24 protein-coding genes and 1 pseudogene are annotated in these 23,308 nt (G+C 39.5%); 10 read left to right on the top strand and 15 right to left on the bottom strand.

Going from position 1 to position 23,308, the window contains the following annotated elements; genetic code table 11:
• Positions 1–124 precede the first annotated feature (124 nt).
• From SD449_RS18225 to SD449_RS18210, 4 genes are all read right to left on the bottom strand, one after another.
• Positions 125–2,296 (bottom strand): ATP-binding protein, encoded by a 2,172-nt coding sequence (locus SD449_RS18225; RefSeq protein WP_318312627.1) that lies wholly within the window; start codon positions 2,294–2,296, stop codon positions 125–127.
• A gap of 85 nt (positions 2,297–2,381) precedes the next feature.
• Positions 2,382–2,849 carry a response regulator gene (locus SD449_RS18220; protein ID WP_318312626.1) on the bottom strand — a complete coding sequence of 156 codons (468 nt, stop codon included), beginning with the start codon at positions 2,847–2,849 and terminating at the stop codon, positions 2,382–2,384.
• Entirely contained in the window at positions 2,846–3,409 is a 564-nt protein-coding gene (locus SD449_RS18215) for a helix-turn-helix domain-containing protein (RefSeq protein WP_318312624.1), read from the bottom strand. Before SD449_RS18215 ends, SD449_RS18220 begins: the two co-directional genes overlap by 4 nt.
• Before the next feature lie 286 nt (positions 3,410–3,695).
• The gene (locus tag SD449_RS18210) at positions 3,696–4,028 is read right to left on the bottom strand and encodes a hypothetical protein (protein WP_318312622.1); all 333 of its coding nucleotides are present in this window, start codon (positions 4,026–4,028) and stop codon (positions 3,696–3,698) included.
• A 196-nt stretch (positions 4,029–4,224) separates the two neighbouring features.
• Here SD449_RS18210 and SD449_RS18205 point away from each other — a divergent pair, with 196 nt between their 5' ends.
• Entirely contained in the window at positions 4,225–5,253 is a 1,029-nt protein-coding gene (locus SD449_RS18205; protein WP_318312620.1) for a helix-turn-helix transcriptional regulator, read from the top strand.
• Between the two features lie 54 nt (positions 5,254–5,307).
• Here the strand turns inward: SD449_RS18205 and SD449_RS18200 are convergent, their stop codons facing one another.
• Entirely contained in the window at positions 5,308–5,754 is a 447-nt protein-coding gene (locus SD449_RS18200; protein ID WP_318312619.1) for a ferritin-like domain-containing protein, read from the bottom strand.
• A 324-nt stretch (positions 5,755–6,078) separates the two neighbouring features.
• Here SD449_RS18200 and SD449_RS18195 point away from each other — a divergent pair, with 324 nt between their 5' ends.
• From SD449_RS18195 to SD449_RS18185, 3 genes are all read left to right on the top strand, one after another.
• A complete protein-coding gene (locus SD449_RS18195) occupies positions 6,079–6,273 on the top strand; it encodes a hypothetical protein (RefSeq protein ID WP_318312618.1) in 195 nt (64 codons plus the stop codon).
• A 295-nt stretch (positions 6,274–6,568) separates the two neighbouring features.
• Positions 6,569–7,009, top strand: coding sequence for a hypothetical protein (locus SD449_RS18190; RefSeq protein WP_318312617.1), 441 nt, complete (start codon positions 6,569–6,571; stop codon positions 7,007–7,009).
• A 60-nt stretch (positions 7,010–7,069) separates the two neighbouring features.
• Positions 7,070–7,501, top strand: coding sequence for a response regulator (locus SD449_RS18185; RefSeq protein ID WP_318312616.1), 432 nt, complete (start codon positions 7,070–7,072; stop codon positions 7,499–7,501).
• Positions 7,502–7,624: 123 nt separating this feature from the next.
• Here the strand turns inward: SD449_RS18185 and SD449_RS18180 are convergent, their stop codons facing one another.
• Complete coding sequence (locus SD449_RS18180) at positions 7,625–8,074, bottom strand: ferritin-like domain-containing protein (protein ID WP_318312614.1); 450 nt, start codon at positions 8,072–8,074, stop codon at positions 7,625–7,627.
• 236 nt (positions 8,075–8,310) lie between these two features.
• Here SD449_RS18180 and SD449_RS18175 point away from each other — a divergent pair, with 236 nt between their 5' ends.
• Both SD449_RS18175 and SD449_RS18170 read left to right on the top strand, forming a co-directional pair.
• Positions 8,311–8,943: a hypothetical protein gene (locus tag SD449_RS18175; protein ID WP_318312612.1), complete on the top strand. Its 633-nt coding sequence runs from the start codon at positions 8,311–8,313 to the stop codon at positions 8,941–8,943.
• A gap of 80 nt (positions 8,944–9,023) precedes the next feature.
• Complete coding sequence (locus SD449_RS18170; protein WP_318312611.1) at positions 9,024–9,587, top strand: hypothetical protein; 564 nt, start codon at positions 9,024–9,026, stop codon at positions 9,585–9,587.
• A 159-nt stretch (positions 9,588–9,746) separates the two neighbouring features.
• Here the strand turns inward: SD449_RS18170 and SD449_RS18165 are convergent, their stop codons facing one another.
• Genes SD449_RS18165 through sbnA form a run of 3 tightly spaced genes read right to left on the bottom strand, consistent with a single transcriptional unit; the run spans position 9,747 to position 14,057 of the window.
• Positions 9,747–11,216, bottom strand: a complete 1,470-nt coding sequence (locus SD449_RS18165) for a type III PLP-dependent enzyme domain-containing protein (protein ID WP_318312609.1) — start codon at positions 11,214–11,216, stop codon at positions 9,747–9,749.
• 17 nt (positions 11,217–11,233) lie between these two features.
• On the bottom strand, positions 11,234–13,042 hold the full coding sequence (locus tag SD449_RS18160; protein WP_318312607.1) for an FAD/NAD(P)-binding protein: 1,809 nt from the start codon (positions 13,040–13,042) through the stop codon (positions 11,234–11,236).
• A complete protein-coding gene (sbnA, locus tag SD449_RS18155; protein WP_318312606.1) occupies positions 13,029–14,057 on the bottom strand; it encodes a 2,3-diaminopropionate biosynthesis protein SbnA in 1,029 nt (342 codons plus the stop codon). The genes SD449_RS18160 and sbnA overlap by 14 nt, the downstream gene beginning before the upstream one ends.
• Before the next feature lie 280 nt (positions 14,058–14,337).
• Here sbnA and SD449_RS18150 point away from each other — a divergent pair, with 280 nt between their 5' ends.
• Positions 14,338–14,490: a YqaE/Pmp3 family membrane protein gene (locus SD449_RS18150; RefSeq protein WP_318312604.1), complete on the top strand. Its 153-nt coding sequence runs from the start codon at positions 14,338–14,340 to the stop codon at positions 14,488–14,490.
• Between the two features lie 20 nt (positions 14,491–14,510).
• Positions 14,511–15,086: a hypothetical protein gene (locus SD449_RS18145; protein WP_318312603.1), complete on the top strand. Its 576-nt coding sequence runs from the start codon at positions 14,511–14,513 to the stop codon at positions 15,084–15,086.
• Between the two features lie 213 nt (positions 15,087–15,299).
• Here SD449_RS18145 and SD449_RS18140 read toward each other — a convergent pair whose 3' ends face one another.
• Complete coding sequence (locus tag SD449_RS18140; protein ID WP_318312601.1) at positions 15,300–16,079, bottom strand: DUF1206 domain-containing protein; 780 nt, start codon at positions 16,077–16,079, stop codon at positions 15,300–15,302.
• A 245-nt stretch (positions 16,080–16,324) separates the two neighbouring features.
• Positions 16,325–17,143 carry an SDR family oxidoreductase gene (locus tag SD449_RS18135; RefSeq protein ID WP_318312599.1) on the bottom strand — a complete coding sequence of 273 codons (819 nt, stop codon included), beginning with the start codon at positions 17,141–17,143 and terminating at the stop codon, positions 16,325–16,327.
• 315 nt (positions 17,144–17,458) lie between these two features.
• Between SD449_RS18135 and SD449_RS18130 the strand changes: the two genes are divergently transcribed.
• Together SD449_RS18130 and SD449_RS18125 are read left to right on the top strand one after the other, a co-directional pair.
• The gene (locus SD449_RS18130) at positions 17,459–17,650 is read left to right on the top strand and encodes a hypothetical protein (protein ID WP_318312597.1); all 192 of its coding nucleotides are present in this window, start codon (positions 17,459–17,461) and stop codon (positions 17,648–17,650) included.
• A gap of 195 nt (positions 17,651–17,845) precedes the next feature.
• Positions 17,846–18,085 (top strand): DUF7218 family protein, encoded by a 240-nt coding sequence (locus SD449_RS18125; protein WP_318312595.1) that lies wholly within the window; start codon positions 17,846–17,848, stop codon positions 18,083–18,085.
• Between the two features lie 503 nt (positions 18,086–18,588).
• Here the strand turns inward: SD449_RS18125 and SD449_RS18120 are convergent.
• The 4 genes and pseudogenes from SD449_RS18120 to SD449_RS18105 form a co-directional block, all read right to left on the bottom strand.
• Positions 18,589–18,768, bottom strand: a pseudogene (locus tag SD449_RS18120) (helix-turn-helix domain-containing protein); the annotation flags it as partial.
• A gap of 119 nt (positions 18,769–18,887) precedes the next feature.
• Positions 18,888–21,245 (bottom strand): GH92 family glycosyl hydrolase, encoded by a 2,358-nt coding sequence (locus tag SD449_RS18115; protein WP_318312593.1) that lies wholly within the window; start codon positions 21,243–21,245, stop codon positions 18,888–18,890.
• Positions 21,246–22,397, bottom strand: coding sequence for an MFS transporter (locus SD449_RS18110; RefSeq protein WP_318312592.1), 1,152 nt, complete (start codon positions 22,395–22,397; stop codon positions 21,246–21,248).
• Complete coding sequence (locus SD449_RS18105; protein ID WP_318312591.1) at positions 22,397–23,308, bottom strand: ROK family protein; 912 nt, start codon at positions 23,306–23,308, stop codon at positions 22,397–22,399. Before SD449_RS18105 ends, SD449_RS18110 begins: the two co-directional genes overlap by 1 nt.

The raw sequence follows: 23,308 nt of genomic DNA, 5'->3' as shown, positions 1-23,308 counted from the left end.
TGGATTCTGTTATAGAAACTTTTGATATGGGGCAGAATACTGTTAAAAACTTCTTAAATAACAGGGAAGCAAGTTTTTTTGGGGCAAAAAAATTCCAAAGAGAAGTAAGACAGGCCCACTATTTTTATACGGGCAGGTAGATGCTGAAAATAGAGCCTTTCCCCGGTTCCCCTGTTGCAGTAATGAACCCATGATGGTTTTCCACTATTTTCTTGCAAATGGCCAGCCCTATACCGGTACCTGAGTATTGTGTTTTAGCATGCAAACGTTGGAACACTTCGAATATCTTGGTCGAATTCTGATTATCGAAACCAATTCCGTTATCGGACAACGTAATTTTATGATATTCCTTTGAAGGGTTGACAACCTCTTTGGGAAGCTGCCCACGGGACACGATCTCAGATTTCAACAGGATTTTTGTCTGCTCCTCTGGGTTCCTGTATTTTAAGGAATTGGATATTAGGTTGCCGAACAACTGTTCCAACTGAAATGAAACTCCATGTACTTCTGGCAACTCTTCCCAAACAATGGAGGCATCAACACTTTCAATACGTTCCAGATACTCTTCTTTTACCCTTTCCATCAATTGGTTCAGGTCGATCCGGTTGGAGTCGTCCTGTTCGTTGCCAATTCGGGAATAGGTCAATAAATTGCGGATTAGGGATTGCATCCGGGCGGCTACATTTTCAATTCTATCAAAATACCTTCTGCTCCTTTCGGAAAGTCTGTTTTTATCCCCTTCGTCAATACGGGATATGAACATTTGTATTTTTCGCAACGGCTCCTGCAGATCATGGCTTACCACACGGTTAAAGGATTCTAGCTCTACGTTGCTGCGCTTTAGTTCCTGATTTTTTGCTTTCAGCTCGTTTTCTGCCTTGATTTGGTCGGATACATCTTGGACTACCCCTATCATTACGGTTTTACCTGCTCTTTCTATGTAATGCCCCTTCGATTTTATATGTTTGATTTCACCTTGTTTGGATACAATTCTATAAGTATGGGCTTGGGGCGGTTGCATGGTTTTGCCACGTTTCCCATACTCATCATAAATACTTAAGTCTTCTGGATATACAAAATCCCGGTAGGTCTCCAAGGAAGGTACAAATTCGCCAGGTTCACAGCCCAATATATTATAGTAATTATCGGAAAGTTCCGCTACCCCTGTATCCAAGTACCAAGTATAGCTGCCAATTTTGGCCACTTTTTTGGCTTCGGACATTATAAAGTTTTGGACCTCGAGTTCTTGATTGAGTTTCAACAGATCTTTCTTTGCATTGTACTCATCCGTCTTGTTCCTTACCACTTCCAATAATCCACCATCGGCACGTCTTACAAAGGAATGGAACCAGAATACCTCTCCCTCTACGGTAATCTGGCGTTCAAAATCGATGGTCTTGTCCTCTAAAAAACAGTCTATTATCCTTTCCAGTTCATTGTTCTTTAAAACAAAGGGGAACACTTTGGATATGGGTTTGCCAATAAGATCTTCAGGCTTCATTTTTAAATATTCCCAATTACAACTATTGGCGAACACAACCCTGAAATCCACTACATTCTTATTGGAATCGTAAATGGGTTCATAGTAGTTCATGATATTATCCGTACTCTGAACAATATTCTGAAGCAGACTTTCCGAAGATTGGATTTTGTTTTTTTGCCTTCGCAATCGAATAAAGGCAATGGTGAATATGAGCATTGAAAAAAGGGCCAGCAATAGCGTAGTAAGCGGGGTCAGAAATGTGTGCCTTCTATATGCTTGCAAACGGTCTTGTAGCAATTGCTCGTTATCCCGAAGCATTTCAAATTTTATGTCTTGTAAATCCTTAAGCAGGTTTGAGCCTCTTTTCACATAGACCATAGCTACGGAATCGGCGCCAAAAGGATTGATTTTTCCATGCAAGGCCGTCAATGTAATATGGAAACTGTCCTTGAGCTTAGCGATCGACTCGAGCTTTACTTTGTAATCTGGTAAATCCTCCACAAGGTCATGCAACCGCTCCAAGGATTTATCGCTTTCCAACTTGTAGTTTATGTAGGACGCATAAAAAGTGGTATCCCCCAAAATCACCGACCTAAATTCCGAGGACTCCATAAGGTCGAATTGGGAAAACAAACCATTTATTTCCTTCTCCATTTTAAGCGAATGGGAAACCTTTTCAGCAGAGCTTTCCAGCGTTTTTATCTGTGTGAACAAAACCGTGGTCAAAGTCAAAAGAAGGGCAATGGCAGATGCCAGGGACAGTCTATCCAGCCAAGGTGAGTTTAATATACGACGTACTATTTTGGAATCCATCAATCTGCTCAATACCAATACCTACAACATGCACACGGTACATGTATCTCCTTGCATATTTAAAGAAATTTTGTCGAAAACCTTGTCACAATCGCAGCAAAAAATTGTCTCGATTAAGATTGGAGGTATGGTATTGCCAATTGATGGACAACACTTTTTCGATAGCTTCCCTCAATTTGGCAAAGCTATTGGGTTTGTTCAAATAAATATTTGCACCGTTCACAAAGGTATCCTCAATATCCTTTTCGGAACATGATGTGGAATATATGGCAATACAGATTTTGTCCAATGCTGGATTGGATCTAATCTCTTTTAAACACTGCATTCCATTTTTTACCGGCATGTTAAGGTCCAAAAATACCAGATTGGGCAAAATTGTATTTGGTAGATTAAGATAATCCATTAACTGCTTGCCGTCGTTCAGCAAAGAGAGTTTTGTTCGAATTGAAATGTCTTCTATGGCTTCTTGAAAAAATAGGCGGTCGTCTTCATCGTCATCAGCAAGGGCAATATTCAAGATTTGATTGCCAGAGTTTGATGGGTTTATTTTCATATAGTCTGTTCTATTCTATTTCCCCGTCGTTTTTCCAAAATTTTCTGAAACGTGGTAGGCGTCAATCCGGTTGTTTTTTTAAACTGACTTGATAAATGTGCCACGCTGCTGTAGTTTAAACGATAGGCTATTTCTGTTAGGGTTAGGTCTGTACTGGTCATGAGGTCTTTGGCCCGGTCCACTTTACTGAGAATCACAAAATTCTCGATGGATGTATACGTGGATTCCGAAAAAAGGTTGGATAGATAGGTATAGGAGTAGTTCAACTTGTCGGCCAAATATTGAGAAATTGTCTGTGATTGCAACATGTCGTTTTCCAACATTTCCTTAATGGTATTTTTGATTCGCTGAACCAATGCCTGTTTTTGATTGCTCAATACATAAATACCATAGTGTTTGAGGTTATCCTCCAATTGTTCCATTTCTTCGGCGGTAAGCATTCTTTTAATCTCTATTTCGCCGGCGTTGTGCAGTATATGGGGAATATTCAGCTTGTCCAACTGTTCATGCACAATTGTTTTGCAAGTAATATCCAAATCATATTTGATACTAATTTTCATTCTCCGACAAATAGGTTCTCAAAGATTAGATGCTCGGGGTAAGATCTATGCAAGTATAAACTAAAAATAGACAATTATTTAACACTATTGTAGCGTTTTTGAGCAATTCTGAACTATTGCCCAATAATTCTTTCGGATAACAAACCTTACATTACCTATAAGAAAAAGACGATAAATCCTTTTAACTACTCTAGGAATTATGGAACATAAATTGCCCAAAGCTTCCTTGACCAAGTATCAATGAGAATGGCATTTTCTGGATATTTAGACCAATGCCATAAATAAACTAGTCGAGACTTGCTTTATCGGATACATTTTCCTTTGGAATTGCCTTGAAGAATTCATTGGCTTCCAAATTGGCATTGGGCCCATACCCTAGCAGGTATGTTCCCTTAATGTTGTTTTTGGTTTCAATTACATACAAGATGGACATATCCGAAGGGTTGCTCATACCTTCATACCGGTGATCGGCAACAATAAAAATATCCTCCGGTTTAAAGCCTTTCTTGGAGTCGGATGCAATCAATTTCCCATCCTCGAACCGAAAATTGGCTGTATAACCCTTCTCCTGATATGCCTTTATGTAATCTTTTTCGTGCTTTGCAAATTCATTTTCCATACCTCAAAAGTTTTGACTTAAAGATGTACTTTTAATTACAAATACATTGACGCACAAGCGAACAATCTTAATTCATTTGAACTTAATTTGGAAGATATTCAAAAAATGTCCGTAATTAACAGTTGAAAACCGTTGGACGCATATTAACAAACAACAATCCAGTACCCCAGGGCAGTTTACTTTTAAGACCGTGGAAATGAGCGCTAAATTCGAAATATCCGATAGCGATATTAAAAATGTAATACAAGATCTTGCCAAAAATTTTAAGGTCGAGATAGAAGAAGACAACAATGAGTTTTGTGTTAGAATACCGGATAAAATAGGTTCCGGATTTATCAAAGGCACTCATTTTAACCACGGAGTTGGTGTTTTGGAGTTTGATTTTTATCTAAAGAAAAAGCTGGTCCTGGAACACAAAAAAGGCGCGGTACATCCCTTAAAAATAATGTTCAATAGAGAATCGACCATATTTCATGAATTTGATGAAACCAACGACCATCATGAAATAAACCGACTGGAGAGCGCCATTTTATCCAGCACCCCACAAAACAACCATATCCTTTCCTTTCCACCGAACCAGCCTATTTGCGTGTACAGTTTGGAAATAAACCGAAAATTGTTTGAGGAGAAAATCAATGAGTTTCTTGAGGAAATGAACGAGGACCTTATGGGATTGTTCCGCGATGTGAATGGGGTAAACCTTTTTTATCACAAGGAATTTTACAGTTTGGAAATCGCGAAGTTTTTGGAAGAGTTTACCGAATGCGACCTCACCGATTTTATGAAAACCGTTTACCAAGAAGGAAAAGCCTATGAAATACTGTCCCACCAGTTGCAACAATATTTGGATGACCTGAACGGGGAGGGAAAACACCAAATATTGAGACAGGCTACATTATCCAAGATTGAAAAGGCGGCAAAAATCATTGAAGATGAAATCGGCAGAATGGACAACATTGTAACCCTTGCAAAACGTGTAGGACTCAACCAGACCACTCTGCAACAAGGTTTTAAACGTTTGTACAATGCCTCTGTGAACGAATACATACGAAACTTTAGGGTTGAAAAAGCCAAGGAACTATTGGAAGATTCAAATATGAACATTACCGAAATCAGTTATAAATTGGGTATAAACTCAAGAAGCTACCTATCAAAACTGTTCAAAGAAAAATATGGAATCTCACCAAAGGAATATCAAAACCAAATGGTGAAAAAGGACAGGTAATCTGTTTCTGGATCCAAATAACTTTTTACTTCGGCTGTAAATTATAGGGTAAACTCAAATGCTGCCCTCAAGCCTTTTTATCGTAGCGAGATCGTGAATAATCTTATTCATCTGTTCCGTAAGCATTCTTCTTGTTGTCAAAGGTAAATCGATATCATTTAGAAGCTCCTCATATTCTTCAACTGCCGCTTTCTCCCCATTGATCGCTTCCTCCAACATAACATGATCCGTATTTTTTGAAAAAAACACTGTTATATCCATCCATCCCCTGTGAATGGTCCCCGCAGGGCTACCATTTTTTTCCACTTCGTAATTTAAACCCAATATTTCCTGTTCCAGGTCGCCGCCAAAACCATGGCGACGTATCGCCTTTACCGAGAAGTAGTTCTGCAAAGCGGCACTTTTGGCATGTTCTGCAGCCTTGTTGAAACCTTTTTCCGCGTCATGAGTTTTCCTCAACAAATTGTTGAGCTTTTTTTCAAGGGTCACCACATTGGCCATACGGATTCGTTTTTATGTTCGACGAGGATTTATTTAAGGATGTTCTCCGTTTTACATCATTTATTAAAGGTATTTAAAGCCATATGTTTCATTGTAACCCAAAAAATAGATTTTTAGCTCTATTGAAAAAGGCGGCATAACGTAGTACCACCGCACTCAAATAGCGTAAAATTTCAATAGATTGTTTTTTGGGCATAAAAGATCCAATATTCTTTTGAGTCAAGATTTTATTTAAAAATGTCAAAAGCAGGGTCAGAAAAACCATAGTTTTCAATATTGACCAAAAATTATGGTCAAAAACCAGTTGAACTAAAACAATTTTGCATGAAAGTAGATGAGAAACAACCTGAGGATGATATGGAGTTTGTAAAAGAAGAGGAAAATCCCAAACCCAATTATATTTTTCAGAAAACAGGTATTACCAAACTTGGTTTTGTGATTATTTTGACCATTTTAATATTAATCGTATTTGGAATCCTTCTTTCTGGATTGTTCTTTCAAAGTCCAATGGATTTCTAACTATTTTCTTTGAACAACCAGAGTTATCGAAGAAACAAAAAATGCTTGGAGGATAGTGATCTTTCAAGCATTTTTTAAATAGAAAACCCTCCTACCGGGTTCTTTTCAAAGCATTTTGTTTTCGTGCCAGCGAATTTTATTGCTTCCGTTTAAACCTAATGTTAACAAGGTCTATCTATTGTTTCGAGTCACTAATTCGTGCAAATGGGTCATCCCACCAACAACTGTAATCATAAATTGCCAATATATTTTTATAAAAAATATGGCATTGCCATATCAAAAAAAGTAGAGTCCGATGGAAAAAAACATCATAGACATATTGAATAAAATTTTGACCAATACCCTGGACTACAAGCAAGTACTTCAAAAACTAGCTGACTCCATTACCCATCCTTCAACTTCGGATAGGTTAAACGAACTGGAGGAAAGCGCCGATGGGGAAAGCAAAAAAATTATCAAGATAATTTCAGATATGGGCGGTGATGTGGAAAGCAGTGAAAGGCTGTCGGACCAAGAATCCATTTATTGGATGTCGCGGCCTTTACCGGACGCTGGCGACCTGGTTTCTGTATGGAACAGTATTATTGAAGCTGAACGCAATAAGGAGGATGATTACAAATATTTACTGACCCATAATGATATAGATAGGGAGACAAAGAACAACCTTAAAACTCATCTAAAAAAAACCGAATCCAACATAACGGACTTTCAAGCTATCCTTAATGAGTTGGATTAGGAAGAAAGTACCTGACCCAATATTAAAACTTGAATTGAATCTTAAAAACTCCACTTGCATATGAATATCTTTTTAGCTGATGACGACGAAGATGACCGTTTGTTTTTTGCCGAGGCATTAAAGGAAATACCCTTGACCATAGAAATTTCAGAATTTGAAAATGGCGTAGGCTTAATGGGGAACCTATATTCCGATGAAAAACTTCCCGATGTGATTTTTTTGGATCTGTACATGCCCATGATGAACGGCTTCGAATGCTTGTCCGATATCCGGAATGAAGACAAGTTCAAAAATATACCAGTGATCATTTATTCCACATCGTTCCATAAGGAAGAAGTGGAACGGCTGTACAAAATGGGGGCATCGGGATATCTTAAAAAACCATCTTCGTACAATCAATTAAAAACCGTGGTCTACAAGTGTCTTAAAAATGTCGAGGATTGGCAAACGACCATTAAAAACAACGCGAGGGATTTCATCATTTTTGATTGATGAATCCGTAAACGGTGTTTTGCAGCGATATTCTTGCCACATCTGTTTTTTAAAGTTTTACAAATAAAAAAGTCGGCCAAATGCCGACTCTTTCTTTTTTAGAATTGAACTTAAAACAAAAGCTTACATAACATCTTCCATTCTTTTGATTTTTTCAAGGTTCTTGACGATCCAATCCCGCTGTTCTCTAATAATCTCGGCGGTTTCAATAGGTAGATCCGTATTGGCAAGTACCTCATTGTACTCCTCCACAGCAGCCTTGTCACCGCGAATCGCCTCTTCCAGCATGGATTCGTCATTGTCTGCCGAAAAGAAAGCCTTTACATCCATCCAAGCTCGGTGCATCGCTCCTTTGGCGCTTCCATCTACATCGTCCCTGGTATCCAAAGCAGGTACTGATGCTTTTAAACCAACAAGAAAGTTCTTTCTTTCCTTGCATTTGGTACGAAAATAGTTTTTCAACCCAATTTCTTTGGCATTTTCGGCTGCCTTCTCATAACCTTTAATGGCATCTTCATTTTTTTGGATAATGTCATTTATACTGTCCTCGATCTCTTTTATATCGTTGTTCATATTTTTAAAATTTACGGTAACGAATATGCCTACCGTTTAGCATCTACATTAAAAGTAACTATAGGGTTGCTAATTGTTTGATGCAAAAAATAATCTTCCGGACTCAATACGTTTTGCAGTGCTTCCGCTCCCGTTGTTTATCGATTACAGTCAAATTTTAAAGTTTTGAAGTCATAAGCCCCACTGATGTTTTATTAGTTTTCCTATTGACCTATTACCTAAAATGAATAAACATTATGTACAGAACTAAGGAAATAAGATGGTTTTTTAAAGAAGAAAAAGAGCAATTGTCAAATTGGTTCCAACAGCTCGATGGCACATCGACCCATATTCGAACCGATTTTTATCTCAATATCAACAATGAGGATATTGGCATAAAGCTTCGGGAAGGCAAGATAGAAGTAAAGCATCGTGTCGGGACAAGGGCATATGGTTGTTTAAGTGACAATATCTGGGGCTGTTTTGATGAATACATCAAATGGAGCTTTAATGTACAAGAGCAAGATTCGGTGCTGTCCAAAATAACCGATTACCAATATTGCCAGTGGATTCCAGTCACAAAGGAACAGAAACTGGTGCAGCTTACTGAAGAAAATGGTTCTATAAGGACCAAATCCATTGCGGAAGATTTGCTTAACGGATGTCAAATAGAGTATTCCACCATTAAAATTTATGATGATGAGTGGCAGACCTTGGCCTTAGAATGGTTCGGGGATAATTATTTGAAATTGGACGGAACCATTGTTTCAAAAATGGAGGATTCCATTAAACTAAATATCAACGAATCTTTTGGGTATGCCAATTTCTTGTCGAAACAATATCACAATAAATCAAATGATTATCCCGCCAAGGAAGGTTTTCATCAATAACCGGTCGAACAGTGCGATTAAGGGACCCACATGATCACCAAAACTCAAAATTAAACCAGTAACCAAAATATTATAGTATAATGAAAATAAAGCTGAGCTTATATACAAAAAGGGCCATGACAGGTGGCATTATATCCTTGATAGTTATTTTGACTGGCTCTTTTCTAATGGGTGAACTTAGTGGGTACGAAGCCAAAGTGCTCATTAAAAACTCCCTCTCAGGTCTTAATATGCTGTGCAATACTATTGTGCTGGCCTCTGCTACGACCCTTACATTATTATTGACTCTTCTGGGGCTTAGTTCCGGGACCAAATCCAAATTAAAGGATGACCATTATCGTCATGTACTCCAGATTGCAAAGTTCGACACCATTGTTTTTATAGCCGCATTGATGTCCTTCCTGCTTTTTAATCTGCCCATTACCGAATCTGACAATGTACCCAACAATTGGTTCAATGTAATCTACTACGCTAGTTTGGGCATCTCGAGCCTATTGAGCGCAGCATTGATAGTAGTTGTTTTGATGCTTTATAACACCGTGGTGAACATTATTAAAATAGTGGGCCTGGGAATAACCGACCATTATCTCACGGCCAGTGAGGACGAAAAAACGGGAGAAGAAAAAAGCAGTGAAAAAAATTGAATATCCACAGAAATACTGTTGGGATATACAAGAGCTTGGAAATATCCCCAAAAGTTCCAAACTCAGGGCCATTTACTCCATAGCCTTGGACGCAACCTCATCAACTTATGGTTTTTCAGATTTTAAAAGCATCCTCTTGTGAAAGAGGATTTTTTTCTCCTAATTTTTGATCCAATCATCTGCTGTTGCATATTCAGGTAGGGAATCATCCAGCAGAATGGCTTCGTTGTCATCAGGAATAAATAGGTTCTTTGATAACTCGAACAGGTGTGCTTCCGTTTCATAAAAATGCATCATATATCCACCAGTATTCACAAAAACTACAAAGTCTCCAATTTCGGGCAGCGCAGGGAAGGTCAGTTTCCTTTTTAGTATTACATCTTGCTCCAAACAATAGGCTCCCGTGAAAAATAGTTCCGTAGTTTTGGATTCATCTACTGGACTTTTGTACATAATGAACGGGTCTAGAAGAAAGTCGGCACTGGAGCTTTTAAGCTGGCTCATATTCATATCCAATCCTACCAACCAATTATTTTTGGAATCCTTTTTTCGGTGCACCACCTTGGCAATGGTAAGGCCGACTTGGTTCAATAAGGAACGCCCCGGCTCTATCCGCAACTGAATGTTTTTATCCCTTAGTTGCTGCACCACCGGCTTGTCTCCTTCACGTGCATAGACAAGAATGCTTTCCAAAAACTTGGCGCTGTTAACTTCATTGAAATAGGGATAGGTCTTCAATTTGCCGGTAATACCATCGCCCTGCTGATTCTTTTCAAACCCGAGACCGTTGTTGTTAAAGGTAATCGGTACGTGATTTCCGAGTACTGCCTGTTGCAAACGCTCTTGAAATTTTTCCCATTCCACTTTTGATTCCAAATAGTTGATCAATATACCTCCGCCAATATCCATGTAGGCTATTTTAATGCCAGCACTGTCAAATTCTTCGGTAAATGCCAAGGTCTGTAAGATTGCCTCGGCCCGTTGCTCTATGGAATATCCGTCCAAATGAAAGTGAACACCGGTCAGTATGACGCTATGAAAACCCGAATCCCGGCCTAGCCATTTCAGTAGGTTGCTCTTTTTAGTATCAATATCAAAACCGAACCTGCTATATAATTTTTGGCCATTTACCGTAAATCCGCTTAAGCGAATTCCAATATTCGCCTTCTTATCCAAACTCTCAGCTACGTTCTGGGCTAATTTCAGCTCATCATAATTATCTATTATTATGGGAATGTTGTTGTCAATGGCCAATTCCATCAACGACCGTGTTTTGATAGCTGCGGTTAGCACCAAATTTTCCGTGTTGCCGCCCAAGGCCAAGGCCTGCTGTAGCTCGTTGTAACTTGCGGTATCCACTCCAACACCATGTTCCAAAGCTGCTTTGACAAGGCTTCTGGATTTGTTGGCCTTCCGTGCAAAATAGATTTGTCCGTCTATTTTATGTTTTTGGAATACGTGCTGAAAATCCTTGATATTTTTTAGAAAAGACGGTATGTGGTGCAGATTGATGGGAGAACCATGGTCTGCGATCAACTTGGTTACTTGCTCTTGATTGTCCATAATGTCGTGCATCCACGAACTGGTTATTGGGGTCAAAGGATATGATCCTTCCGATTGTTTATACATTTTTTTGTGTTTGATGGTTATGCTTTCACTTCCAATTTGTTATGACGCTCCACAATTCTTCTGGCCCAAGCCGATGCCATATTGTTCCGGCTACGGGAAAGCGAATCGTTATCGTAGGTAATACCTTCCGTTAAAGTTCCATATAACGTTATTCTAGGATTGATTTCCCCATGCTGCTTAACTACATTTCCATTTCTGTTGATCTCTGGACACGCTGTCCGATATATGGTACTCTTATTTTCAATCAAAAACTCGCGCAACTCTCCTCTTTGTCGCATTCTAACCAATAATTCAGACCAGTCCTTACAGGAATTGTTCGAAGGAATTCGGGCATCAATCATGGTGTTTACCGTTATCAATGGCATTTTTGGCACCCTTAATGTCCAACCGTTCTCAACGGTATTAATTTCAGGGTTTGCCGAATAACTTACATTTAAAATACCCGAATCAATGAGGGCAATTAATTTTCTCATGTTTTCCAAAGGTGGTCCATAAGAGATACGGTTGAGTATGGAGCGGTATTCTTGATCAAATTGCAAGTGTGAATCAGGTGTCATTCCACCAAAGCCATAGATACTGTTGAATGTTTCTGCTATCTGGCCCCAAGTCATAGCAGCAGCCATAAACGGACTTTTTTCCGAACCTAGTTCCGCTTGGCCCAGCACATATTTAAAATATGCCAAAGAATCAAGTTTTGTACTTGGGTCTCCAAAGTCTACGGGACTGAAAAGGTTTTCAAAATGGAACCGGGGTTCCTCTGGAAAACTGTTATGGAAAATTTCTATTTGTTTTTGAAGCGATTCCGTAGCTTTTTCTGGAGGTAGGGTCAAGCCATATTTTTCAAATTGCACCTTGTAATATCTGTAGGTTGTCTCCAGTTTAAACAATGGCAATATATCCTCTTCAAAACTGGGTTTGCCATTGCCATTTGGATGGCAAAGAACATTATCGCTAGTAAAATATACGGGCTTATATTCCTGTTTGCCCTCGTAGGACAATCTGGGAATCATGGGAAGTCCGCTTCTAGAAAATGCCACGATTTGTTTTGGCTCTTTTTTGGACGGATGGTACATCAAAGCACCATTATCCCCGGTTGAAAAATATCCGCCACGTCCCTCTGTCAAAGCCAGCACAGTATCTATAAAAGTTAGGCCCATGCCCTTAATTCCAACAATATCTTTTTCTGAAACAGCTTCCATTGTATTTGTTAAGGGGTAAACAAATGGTATTCGCGTAGCTTTATCTTCAGTATGTTCGTTACTCTCCCTATTCCTTTCCAGTTTTCCTTTCCAACTGCAATGACCTGTAGTGATCAAAAGTTCATCCACATGTAAGCGAAAATGATTTCCCGATTTAGGATTCCGGTAAAGTAAACAGGTGCTTTCCTCCATGGACAATACATCAAATACAATGGCTTTGTGTTTTATAATTTTACAAAAGCTACTGCCCAGATCGTAAAGCTTTTCAAAACATTCCAATAAATAGGCGCCCACCAATGCTCGTGGTGCAAATCCATCCCCTACGTCCTGAACGGAGCAATCGTTTCTTTTTGACAGCCATTCCGAAAAGGATAACGCATCAACTGGCAATTCGGCAGGATGTTCTTTGTCCCAAACATTGATGTTACGGTTTGGGTAGTTCATCAAAAGATATCCCGGTTGGTGGGGGTCGTAAATACTACCTGCCCCAAAATCCCCGGTTTTTTCAAAAAGATGTATCTCCGCTTCTTGGGCTAGATCCGAATTATATAAATTGGACAACAGTCTTTCAAAGGCAAACAATCCTTTGGGACCCAATCCCACGATGGCGATTTTAAATGCTGACATGCTCGTAATGTCTTTTGGTGTTAGTTGTCTTTTTTTCTTGGGATGGATTTTTGAATACTTGGTCCATTTCAATATTTTCCTTTACCCATTCTGGACTGTAAACTGTATCAAGATAGCGCTCTCCCCTATCTGCAAACAAAAGTACCGACCGCGAGTTTTGTGGTAACCTGTGCTTATATTTTTCATAGGCGTAGAAAATACCTCCCGACGATCCTCCGGGCAAAATGGCTTCCTGCGCCAGAAGTTTTCGGCATCCCTGCACGCATTCCAAATCACTTACATGGATTACATCAAATACGTTATCCCTGTTCAAAAAATGAGAAGCCACTCCTGCCCCATGTCCGGGAATTTTACGTTTCCCGGCTTTATCTCCGAACAACACACTGCCCACAGCATCCACGGCAATTATTTTGGTTTTTAGCCCCTTGGCTTTCACATAATCCATACACCCCATAAGACTACCGCAAGTGCTTGTGGCTACGAACAAATAATCAAGATCATTATCCAAGACCTGCATAATCTCTTTCATGGTGGTTTGGTATGCCCCCGGATTGTTGGGGTTTTGGTACTGATTGGACCAAACACTGTTGGGCACTTGGTCCAACAACTCGTTCACTTTTTTCAACCTTGCGGCTAAAAATCCGCCTTCAGGATGAGGCTCATAAATTGTTACTACTTCAGCTCCATAGGCACGGAGCAACTTTCGGGTATGCGGATTTAGATTAATATCCACCACCACAATTAGATCAAGTCCATGGAAAAGGCATGCTTGGGCCAGGCCTATTGCCATGTTTCCGGAACTGCTCTCAATTATTGTTCCTCCTGGGCTTATTTCTTTCTTTCGTAGCATTTCGGAAATAATAAGGTTCGAAGTACGGTCCTTCATACTACCTCCCGGATTCAACCCTTCCATTTTAATGAACACTGCACGCCCATCGTTATTTTTTCTATTTATTTGGACCAGTGGCGTATTACCTACCGTGTCCAAAATATTATTGTATATATCTTTTTTCATTTAATTTTTTTATAGCGTTCAATATGATTGCCCATAAAAACAATCATGGTAATAGCATAAAAAGATAATCCAATGCCAAAGGTGGTATTAGCGGTAAAACAATAATTATTAATGCAAAAAAAAATAACGGGGACAAACCCAAGTCCAGGGATTAAAGGGCTCCGTTCATTTTTTGGATGAAATCTATTTTCACATGAGCGAATGAGTTCATTTTCTGTGTCTTAGCGTCATCTTTTGTTAATGTGATTTGCGAATTTTGAAGTGAATCAAAAAGAAAAAAATGTCATTATTAACCATTATTCTAAATATTCTATTGCCGCCGTTAGCGGTATTTTTAAAGCATGGGGTCGGGTCGGCCTTGCTCATAAGCATTCTATTGACCTTGTTGGCTTGGTTGCCCGGAGTTATCCATGCTTTTATTGTAAATCAATAATAATCTGAAAATCAAAAAAAATGAGAAAATTAGTAATACCATTTATAGCACTTGCAATAGCAAGTAGCTGCGATATTAAAAAAGAAGAAAAAGGAGAAATGCCCGAAGTTGATGTGGATGTGACCACTGAGGCAGGAGAATTGCCCGAATATGATGTGGATTGGGCCGAGGTTGATGTCAGCACAACGACAAAAACAGTAAAAGTTCCCAAACCCATTATAGTAATGGAAGAGGAAGAGGTCGAAGTTCCGGTAATAGATTTTAATATGCCGAACGAGGATAACGAAGAGCGTACCATAATGGTCGAAGCCGAAATCTCTGGGAATGATCATGAGTTGGACATCAAAGAAATCAGAGCATCACAGAATCGACTATACGTAATTTCTACCCTCGAAAAATTGGACACCGATATTGGTGATAAGAAAATGAGAATTCAGGATCAGGTTGAACTAAATGCACCGGATTTGGATGTTAAGCATATAATTGTTGGTGAAAAAGCGGACAATATATTGAACAACCAGTATACCTATGTTGATTCTATGTCCGATATGAAGGATGAAGTAAAAAATGCGCAAGTTATTTACTCAGGTTCGTAATATTATTTGTTTTAAATAGTTGATAGGAACTAGCATGACAAAAGGCTAAACTTATTCAAAGTTTAGCCTTTTTCAATTTGCATTCCTCTTAGGTAAGGTATTGAACAAGTTTAAAATTTGGACACTTTTTCTAAATGGCTCTATCGATGGAGAAGTTGAAGTATGGATTCAAGCCGGCAATGATCAACGGCAAATGATTTGCACAGCATTCCTTTATCCATCTTTGAATTTTCGATACTTTGCCAGTATGAACATATAGACTCCGTAACAGATCAGTCCCAATGCAACCGCAAACATAAGCCAAGATCCTTCTGAATTTTCACGCAAAAAGGAAAAGGCTTCCGAAGTTCCCTTGATGTTAGCGCTATTCGCGGTATCGGCAGCGGTGAAGAAAAAGTAAGCAACGATTCCCGCAACGATCGCTCTTGAAATCAACCCTGCATAAGCCATCCATTTAAGAGTTTTTCTAGTTTTTAGGTCGTATAGCGTTTGAAGATGAAATTTCTCCAAGAACGTACCTTTATAAGCTTTTACAATGTGAAAGATTGCTTTAATTGCCATGCCGATGGCAATAACGTAAAATATCAACTCCAAATATTCCGTTGGCAACAATGCACTGCCTGAAGATTCTTGGGAAGCTGTAGGTTGTAAAATTTGATAGACTGAATAAACACTCAAACCCAAATAAATTAGTCCGCTAAGGAAAAAGCCCACACGCTTCACAATTGCCTTGAGGCCGGTCCCAATATTTTCTGGATCTTTGATGCATTCAAAAAATCTCCATAGCGCATAGCATAAAAGTCCTACGGCCAAAATTCCCAATAATACATTACCAAAGGGTTGTTCCTGTAAAAATTTAATAACGCCGAGTTTTCCTTCAGAACTTTTTGCAAAACCTATGGCGGCTCCCGCGGCCAATCCTCCCGTTAACGAATATACTGCACCTTTAGCGGCATAGCCCATTCGGGCCATTTGTTTGATCTTTGTGTCCATGTTACTTAGTTTATGCTGAAAATGTAATCGATTTCATCCATAAACATTGACCAATAAACATATTATGATGACTCAAAACCATGAATGCAACTATCTGGGATACAAAGAGTTTGAAAAGTACTCATGGAGTAGCTTTTAAAAGTTATCCGATGTGGATTGATCGTGAAGTGTTCCATTCCGACCAATGTTGAATTTCAGGGTCAGAACCATAGTTTTTTCTGTAGTTCAAAAGTATTGTTCTTAGTTTACCCGTTTGTGGTAAAACCCGGGTAGCAGGTCATACCGCCATCAACGAAAATAGTGGTGCCATTGATGTACTCAGATTCGTCCGATGCCAGCCAGCTCGCCACGCTTCCAATGTCCTCTGGAACTCCGATTCTTTTATAGGGAATAAGTTTGAGCATCTCCTCCCTCCGCTCCTCATCACTCCATACGTCTTTATTGATATCTGTTTTGATGGCTCCCGGTGCAATGCTATTGCATCTAATTTTCTTGGAGGCATATTCTTGACAGATACTTTCCATCAGCATAACCAGGGCTCCTTTGGAGGCGGCATAATTTGCATGTCCGGCCCAAGGGATTTCTTCATGAACGGAACTCATGTGGATTATTTTCCCAAGGGATTTCGAGACATCTTTGCGCATGCGCCTCTTCAAGAACTCCTTTATGGCCTCCCGGGCGCATAAAAATTGTCCTGTCAGATTTACATCGATTACTTTTTGCCAAGCATCCAATGGCATCTGGTGTAAGGGATGATCTATTTGGATTCCCGAATTTGCCACGCAGACATCTACAGTACCGAAATGGGATATCGTTTTCTTGAACATTGCTTCTACATCTTCTTCATTACTTACATCACATTGAACAACAATCGCATCCCCACAACGCGACTCCTTGTTTATCCAATTTGCCACTTCTTCTGCCTCTTCTTTTCCGGTGTGGTAATTCACAACAACGTTGGCTCCTTCCAATCCCATGGATTTGGCCACGGCCCTTCCAATTCCGGAACTTGCCCCAGTTACTATACAGGTCTGATTTATGAGTCTTTCGTTTGGTTTTTGCATTTTCTTCGAGTTTCAGACTAAAGATACCTGCGTTCCTACGGTTTTTGTAACGCAATCGCATCAAATAGGTGTGCAAACCAATAATCAATAGTGGATAAAGCAGTTTGCAACTATAATTTTTTATGCGTATTTGAATTCTTTCAACACCAATTATTATTTATCCCAATGATGTTTTTTAAGGTCAATATTTAATTCAATTCAGTTAAAATCACAATTGGGTATTTTATACATTAAAAGGAGAAAAAATGATTTTTTAAAATACTTTTCTGAAAACATTGGAAGAGTAATTTGAAAATCAATTAAAAGAATAGTAAAATGGAAAAGAAAGGTGATAAGGAAAATTGGAAAGCCAAGGACAGTGCTCCTATGGAAACAAAACAGAAAAACGATATTGGTGTTGAAAACCAAACAACACATTCCACTAAAAATAGATTTCCTTGGCTTACCATCATAGCTGTGTTAATATTGATTTTTATCGTAACGATAACGATGCTTATGGGAAGCTAGAAACTTGACCTTACCAATCCTACTCTTTCCATTTATGGGGAATAATAATTGCTCTTAGCACCTCAATTGTAGGATGCGGTCAGACCAACATTAAGAGGTCTTTAGAGATAATAAAATATCAAATGAAGCAAGGTTAACCAATGTTACCAACAAAATTTAGTCAAAGTATATAAAGTATTAATCAAATTTTTGATCATGCCAAATTCGAGAATAAAAAACGAGGAACAATATGAGACGCTGCGCGACAAGGGATACAGCAAAGAAAAAGCCGCTAGGATTGCCAATACACCAGATGCAGGAAAGAAGGGTGGAAAAGCAAATCCCTACGAGGAGTGGACAAAAGAAGAACTCTATGATCAAGCCAAAAACGTAGGTATTGAAGGTCGCTCAAAAATGAGCAAAAAAGAACTTATCCATGCCTTGAGAAACAATTAAAGAATCTACCACGTGCCAAAAAAGTAGCAGGGGAACCATACGTCGCTTTTTTGGTGCCAATGATTCCTATGATACCAAACAAGAACTGGATTCGATTTTAAACAAGGATTTTCTGCATAATCATGTCTTGATGTATACTTCAAATAAAATTAAAGCTGCAGATCCGAGTGAATTGAAATTCAAAAAATTCCCTCCTGTTTTTTTATTGGTTGGAACTAACGAAGTATTGAACGATGATTCCAAAAACTTCTACTCTTACATCAAGCCTATTCAGTCCAAAGCGAAACTAAAAGTATTTCCTGATCAAACCCATGTTTGGCTGTTTTCCCATATTGATTCTGAAGCATCAGTGGAAGCTATAAAGGACATTAGGCAGTTTATATCTTCGAATTGAAAATTGGACATAGAACTTCATAGCGGCTCTCTTGCCTATTGCACTCGATATAGGAAAACCTGAGCCGCTTTTAATCATTTTCCAGCAGAAGCCAAAAATGTAGCTGAACTTAGTTAAACCTTGCCCTAAACTCTAAAGGCGATAGCTTGGTTTTGGTCTTAAAAAGCTTATTGAATGATTGTACGTGTTCAAAGCCCAAGGCAAATGCAACTTCACTTACTGATAGATTTGTGGTAGAAAGCTTCTCCTTAGCTATCTCGATTATTTTTTCGTGAATATGTTGCCAAGTGTACATGTTCAAACTACATCACCAGACTAAAGCACCAAGATAACCACTCCTGCCTTTTAAATAGGAAAGGCACAGGCAAAATTGCCCATGCCCGAATTAACTAAACTAACTCAAACTATTCATTCTTCAAACCAATTTTCGTTTGGTTCAGAACCCAATCTATATTCCAATTCAGCTCCCTTCTTAAGCAAACTGAGCGGTATCTGGTTAGTACGGCGTTGCGTACCATTCACCTTTAGGGATTGTATGTAGTGATTTTCAGGAAGGTTGTCCTTAGTTTCTATGGTTATGGAGCTGCCCCAACCTGATTTGATTTCTATTTTATCAAAGATTGGGCTTGTCAATTGAAAGACTGGGTCGATTTCCACCAGTCCTTTCACGTCAAATAGGCCTATGGCAGCCATATTATACCAGGCTCCCAACTGCCCCTGGTCCTCGTCTTGACCGTACCCATATCCATGAATGGGTTCCACACCATAAAAACCATCGCAAATCTCACGTACCCATTTTTGGGTAAGCCATGGTTTGTCCGTAAAATTGAAGAGGTAAGCAATATGAAGATTGGGCTGGTTCCCTTGGTTGTACAAATAGTTCAATCCAGCAAAGGCATCGATTTGTTCACCTCCAAACTTCGTTTTTTCGGATACCGTAAAAATGGAATCCAATCGTTTTACAAACTTTTCCTCTCCCATCTTCTCCACAAGTTCCTTGGGTTGATGTGGGACATAAAAGGTGTATTGCCAAGCATTTCCTTCTTGGTAACCGATCCAAGGGGCAAAAGGGTCAAAGTCATCTAGAAAATTACCTGAGCTATCCTTTGGTCTTATAAAATCGGTTTGTTCATCGTAAAGATTTTTCCAATTCTCGGAAAGTCTCATCAATTCTTCGTATTCCTTTTGTTTCCCCAAGGCTTTGGCAAACTGGGCCACGGCATAGGAACTGAAACAATATTCGAGGGTATGTGATACAGAAAATCCCGACCCTTCCGGTGTAGTTTCCATTCCCGGGATATAATTGATATACCCATTTTCCACAAAACCTTTTAAATCGGTTTTGCCGGCTCCTTCTATCCTATTTTTATAACGGACCTCATTTTCATAGGCGGCCTTAAACGCCAGTTCCACATCGTAATCCCGAATACCTGCCTGATAAGCGGATGCTATCATCAAACTCACAAAGTTGGTACCAACACCGGATACAAAACGGGAATTCGCTAGGCCATCTCCCATCCAACCGGAGTTTTTGTATACGGCAAGGTGGGTCTGAACCAGATCGTTATAATATTCAGGCCATGCAAGTGTCCATAATTGGGTAAGGTTCCAAAAGGCTCCCCATATAGCGTCGGTATTGTAAAAGTTAAATTCCGGATTTCCGTTTGCATCCAATGGAATCTGACCTATACTTCCATCATTTTCTGGAAACTGCCCGTTTACATCGTTTGCCAATCCCCTACCTAATAAGGCATGGAACAAACCAGTGTAAAATTTGGTCTTGTTGACCGTTGAAGTATCAGTGACCATAATTTTTGAGAGTTCGTCTTCCCACGTCTTAGTCGCCGTTGAAAGAGCTTCATCAAATGTCAAATTCTCTGCTTCTGCATTGAGGTTTGCCAATGCATTCGCTGCTGAAGTATAGGAAAACCCTGCTTTGATTTCAATAGCTTCATTCTCTTCCGTTTTAAATCGAAGATAGATTCCAGCACCTTCTCCTTTTTGATGAAGCACATCCTTGAATTGTTTATCGTTAATGAATGTTCCTGCCTCTTCTGCTTTTTTGTTTATCTCGCCTGCCACGAACATTTTCACCTCAGCACCTTGCTGATACTTTTGCACATATTTGGGATACGTGATCACCCATCCCGTGAATTTACGGTCTTCGGGATTATAAGTTACTTCGGCATCTTTTACGTCGCCACTTTCCCCCAACTCGTTACCGATGTCCAAAATAACATAGGCACTGTCAGATTTTGGGAACGTGTATTTATGGAACCCCACGCGTTTTGTAGCCGTAAGTTCGGCCGTTACATCATAATCTTTAAGTTTTACTTTGTAATAACCGGGGCGGGCAATTTCATCTTTTCTATCAAAACTGGAACGATAGCCTGTTTCGGGGTTTTCCATGTCACCCGGGGTTGTTTTTAGATCTCCTGTCATGGCAGTGAACAAAAAACCACCAATTTGAAATTCATGCAGGTTGGCAAATCCCTCGATGGTATTATCCCTTGAATCATAGCCAGTAGCTTCCCAACCCTGCTCATTTCCTAAGCTTCCATTAGTTGAAGGTCCCAGTTTCGCCATACCAAAGGGCATGGAAGCAGGTGTATAGAAAAACCATCGACTATGGGCGGTACCGATATTAGGGTCCACATAACCAAGAAGTGAATTCTCCGCAGTATCTTTCTTTACTCCATCTGCTTTTTTTGAAGTTTCGCAAGACACGAACAAAACGGCACAGGCAATCAAAAATCTATAAATCATTTAACCTCTTTTTTTAATAATATAATATGTAACAAAAACATATAGTGCAGACAATACGAGCACTACAAAACTCAATTGAACACCAAAGGATTTATTGATCAATCCCATGATCGGTGGTATAACCGCTCCTCCCACAACTGCCATGATCATCAATCCGGAGATTTCGTTGGCACGTTCTGGCATCTTGTTTACCGTAAGTGAAAAAATCAATGGAAAGAGGTTCCCTGAGGTCAGACCAATCAGAAAAATAACTACTTGAGCCATCAGGCTTGATGTTGAAAAAACCAGGACTACAAGTAGCAGAATGGTCAGTAGGGACGACCAGTACAAAAACTTAAGATTATCAATTTTAGACAATAGGAGTGCACCTAAAAACCGGGTTATCATCAATGCCGTAAAATAGATGCTTATACCTATGGATGCCTGTTCCAAGCTTATCCCAAACTGGGACGTAAGAAGATTTTGAATGTTGGTGTTCATGCCTACATCAAGCCCTACAATCAAGAAAATGGCGAGTACCATGGCGGCAATAAATGGATTCTTCAATAATTTGAGTGCCGAACCAAAGGTAGCCCTCTCTTCCGAAAATGATTCTTCAACAGGGGTCAGCATCAACCAAAGCCCTGCAATTGAAGAAGTAATGCCGTATACTAAAAACACAAGTTTCCAATCGCCATACCGAGATACGGCAAAGGTCACGATCAACGGGCCAACAAGTGAACTAATGGCCTTTATGAATTGGGACAGGCTCATGAAACTGGAAAAACGGTTCTTGGCCACAACATCCTGTAGCAATGGGTTTGAAGAAACTTGAATAATGGTGTTCCCTATTCCCAACAATACAAAGCAGACCAATAGTATAGCATAAGAATAATAGACAAAGGGCAAAAACATGCCCACAGTAGTAAAAAGTATACCAAAGAGCAATACTTTGCGCTTGCCTAAATTATGTTGCAGCACACCTACGGGTATGGATAGGAAAAAAAACCATACGAATACCATAGAGGGAATCAACTGTGCCATTTCCGGTGAAAGATTAAAATCACGTCGTGCAAAACCAGTGGACACCCCAACAATGTCCACAAACCCCATAACGATGTAGCACAAGAGTACAGGAAACACTACCTTAAAATTCATCTTTTTTGTATCCATTACATCAATTTTAAGGTTTCCGATATCCCAGCATAATAATGTTCATCCAACAAAAGGGCACTTCCCATAATCGCAGCTTCCTCTCCAAATTCTGACACATAAATCTCATCAACCCCTTTCAACGCATCTTTTAATGCAGGGCCAAAGAATTCAAACGCTTTGGAAATGTTACCTCCAAAGACCAAGACATCGGCTTCAAATTCCTCAATATAAGGGTTGATAAAATCGGCCAGTCGGATTCCAAAATCGTTAAAGACTTTACGGGCATTGGGGTCTACATCGACCAATTCGCAAAGTTCCTTTACATTTTTTAGTCTCTTACCCGTCTCTTCTTCAAAAGCATTGATAATGCCCCTTGTGGAGAAAAGATCGTCTGCGAACACATTTTGATAATATTGGTTGTAAAGGAAACCTCCTTCGGGAACTTGTTTATCCTTTATGATGGGCTTACCGTTCAACAAAAAACTAGATCCCAATCCCGTGCCCAATGTTATCGCAATTGCTTTTTTATATTTTGATGCTTTACCTATCAATGCCTCGGCAACGGAGAATGCGGTTGCATCATTTATAAATCTAATCTGGGAGGGCTGAATCTTAAGCCTATCGGCCAACTCCAAACGGAGATTGACATCGTACAGGGACTGAAGTTTTTCAACATCGGTGATTTTGCTAATTCCATTATAATAATCAAACGGACCGGGCATGGCCACTCCTATGCCACTTATTGGTTTGCCCAGACCTTGAATGGTGGTCTGCAATGCATCTACCCATCCGGTCAATATTTCTTCTTTTGTGCCTTGGGAGTTTATCTTCTTATAAGAAAACGTTTCCCTACATAAGGTTTTGTCCTCATGGCTATACGCACAAGATGAAATATGGCTTCCTCCTATATCAACTCCTATACTGAACAT

It is taken from the genome of Flagellimonas crocea, from assembly GCF_033441595.1.
Taxonomy (GTDB): Bacteria; Bacteroidota; Bacteroidia; order Flavobacteriales; family Flavobacteriaceae; genus Flagellimonas; species Flagellimonas crocea.
This window is presented reverse-complemented; position numbering and strand designations above follow the sequence as displayed.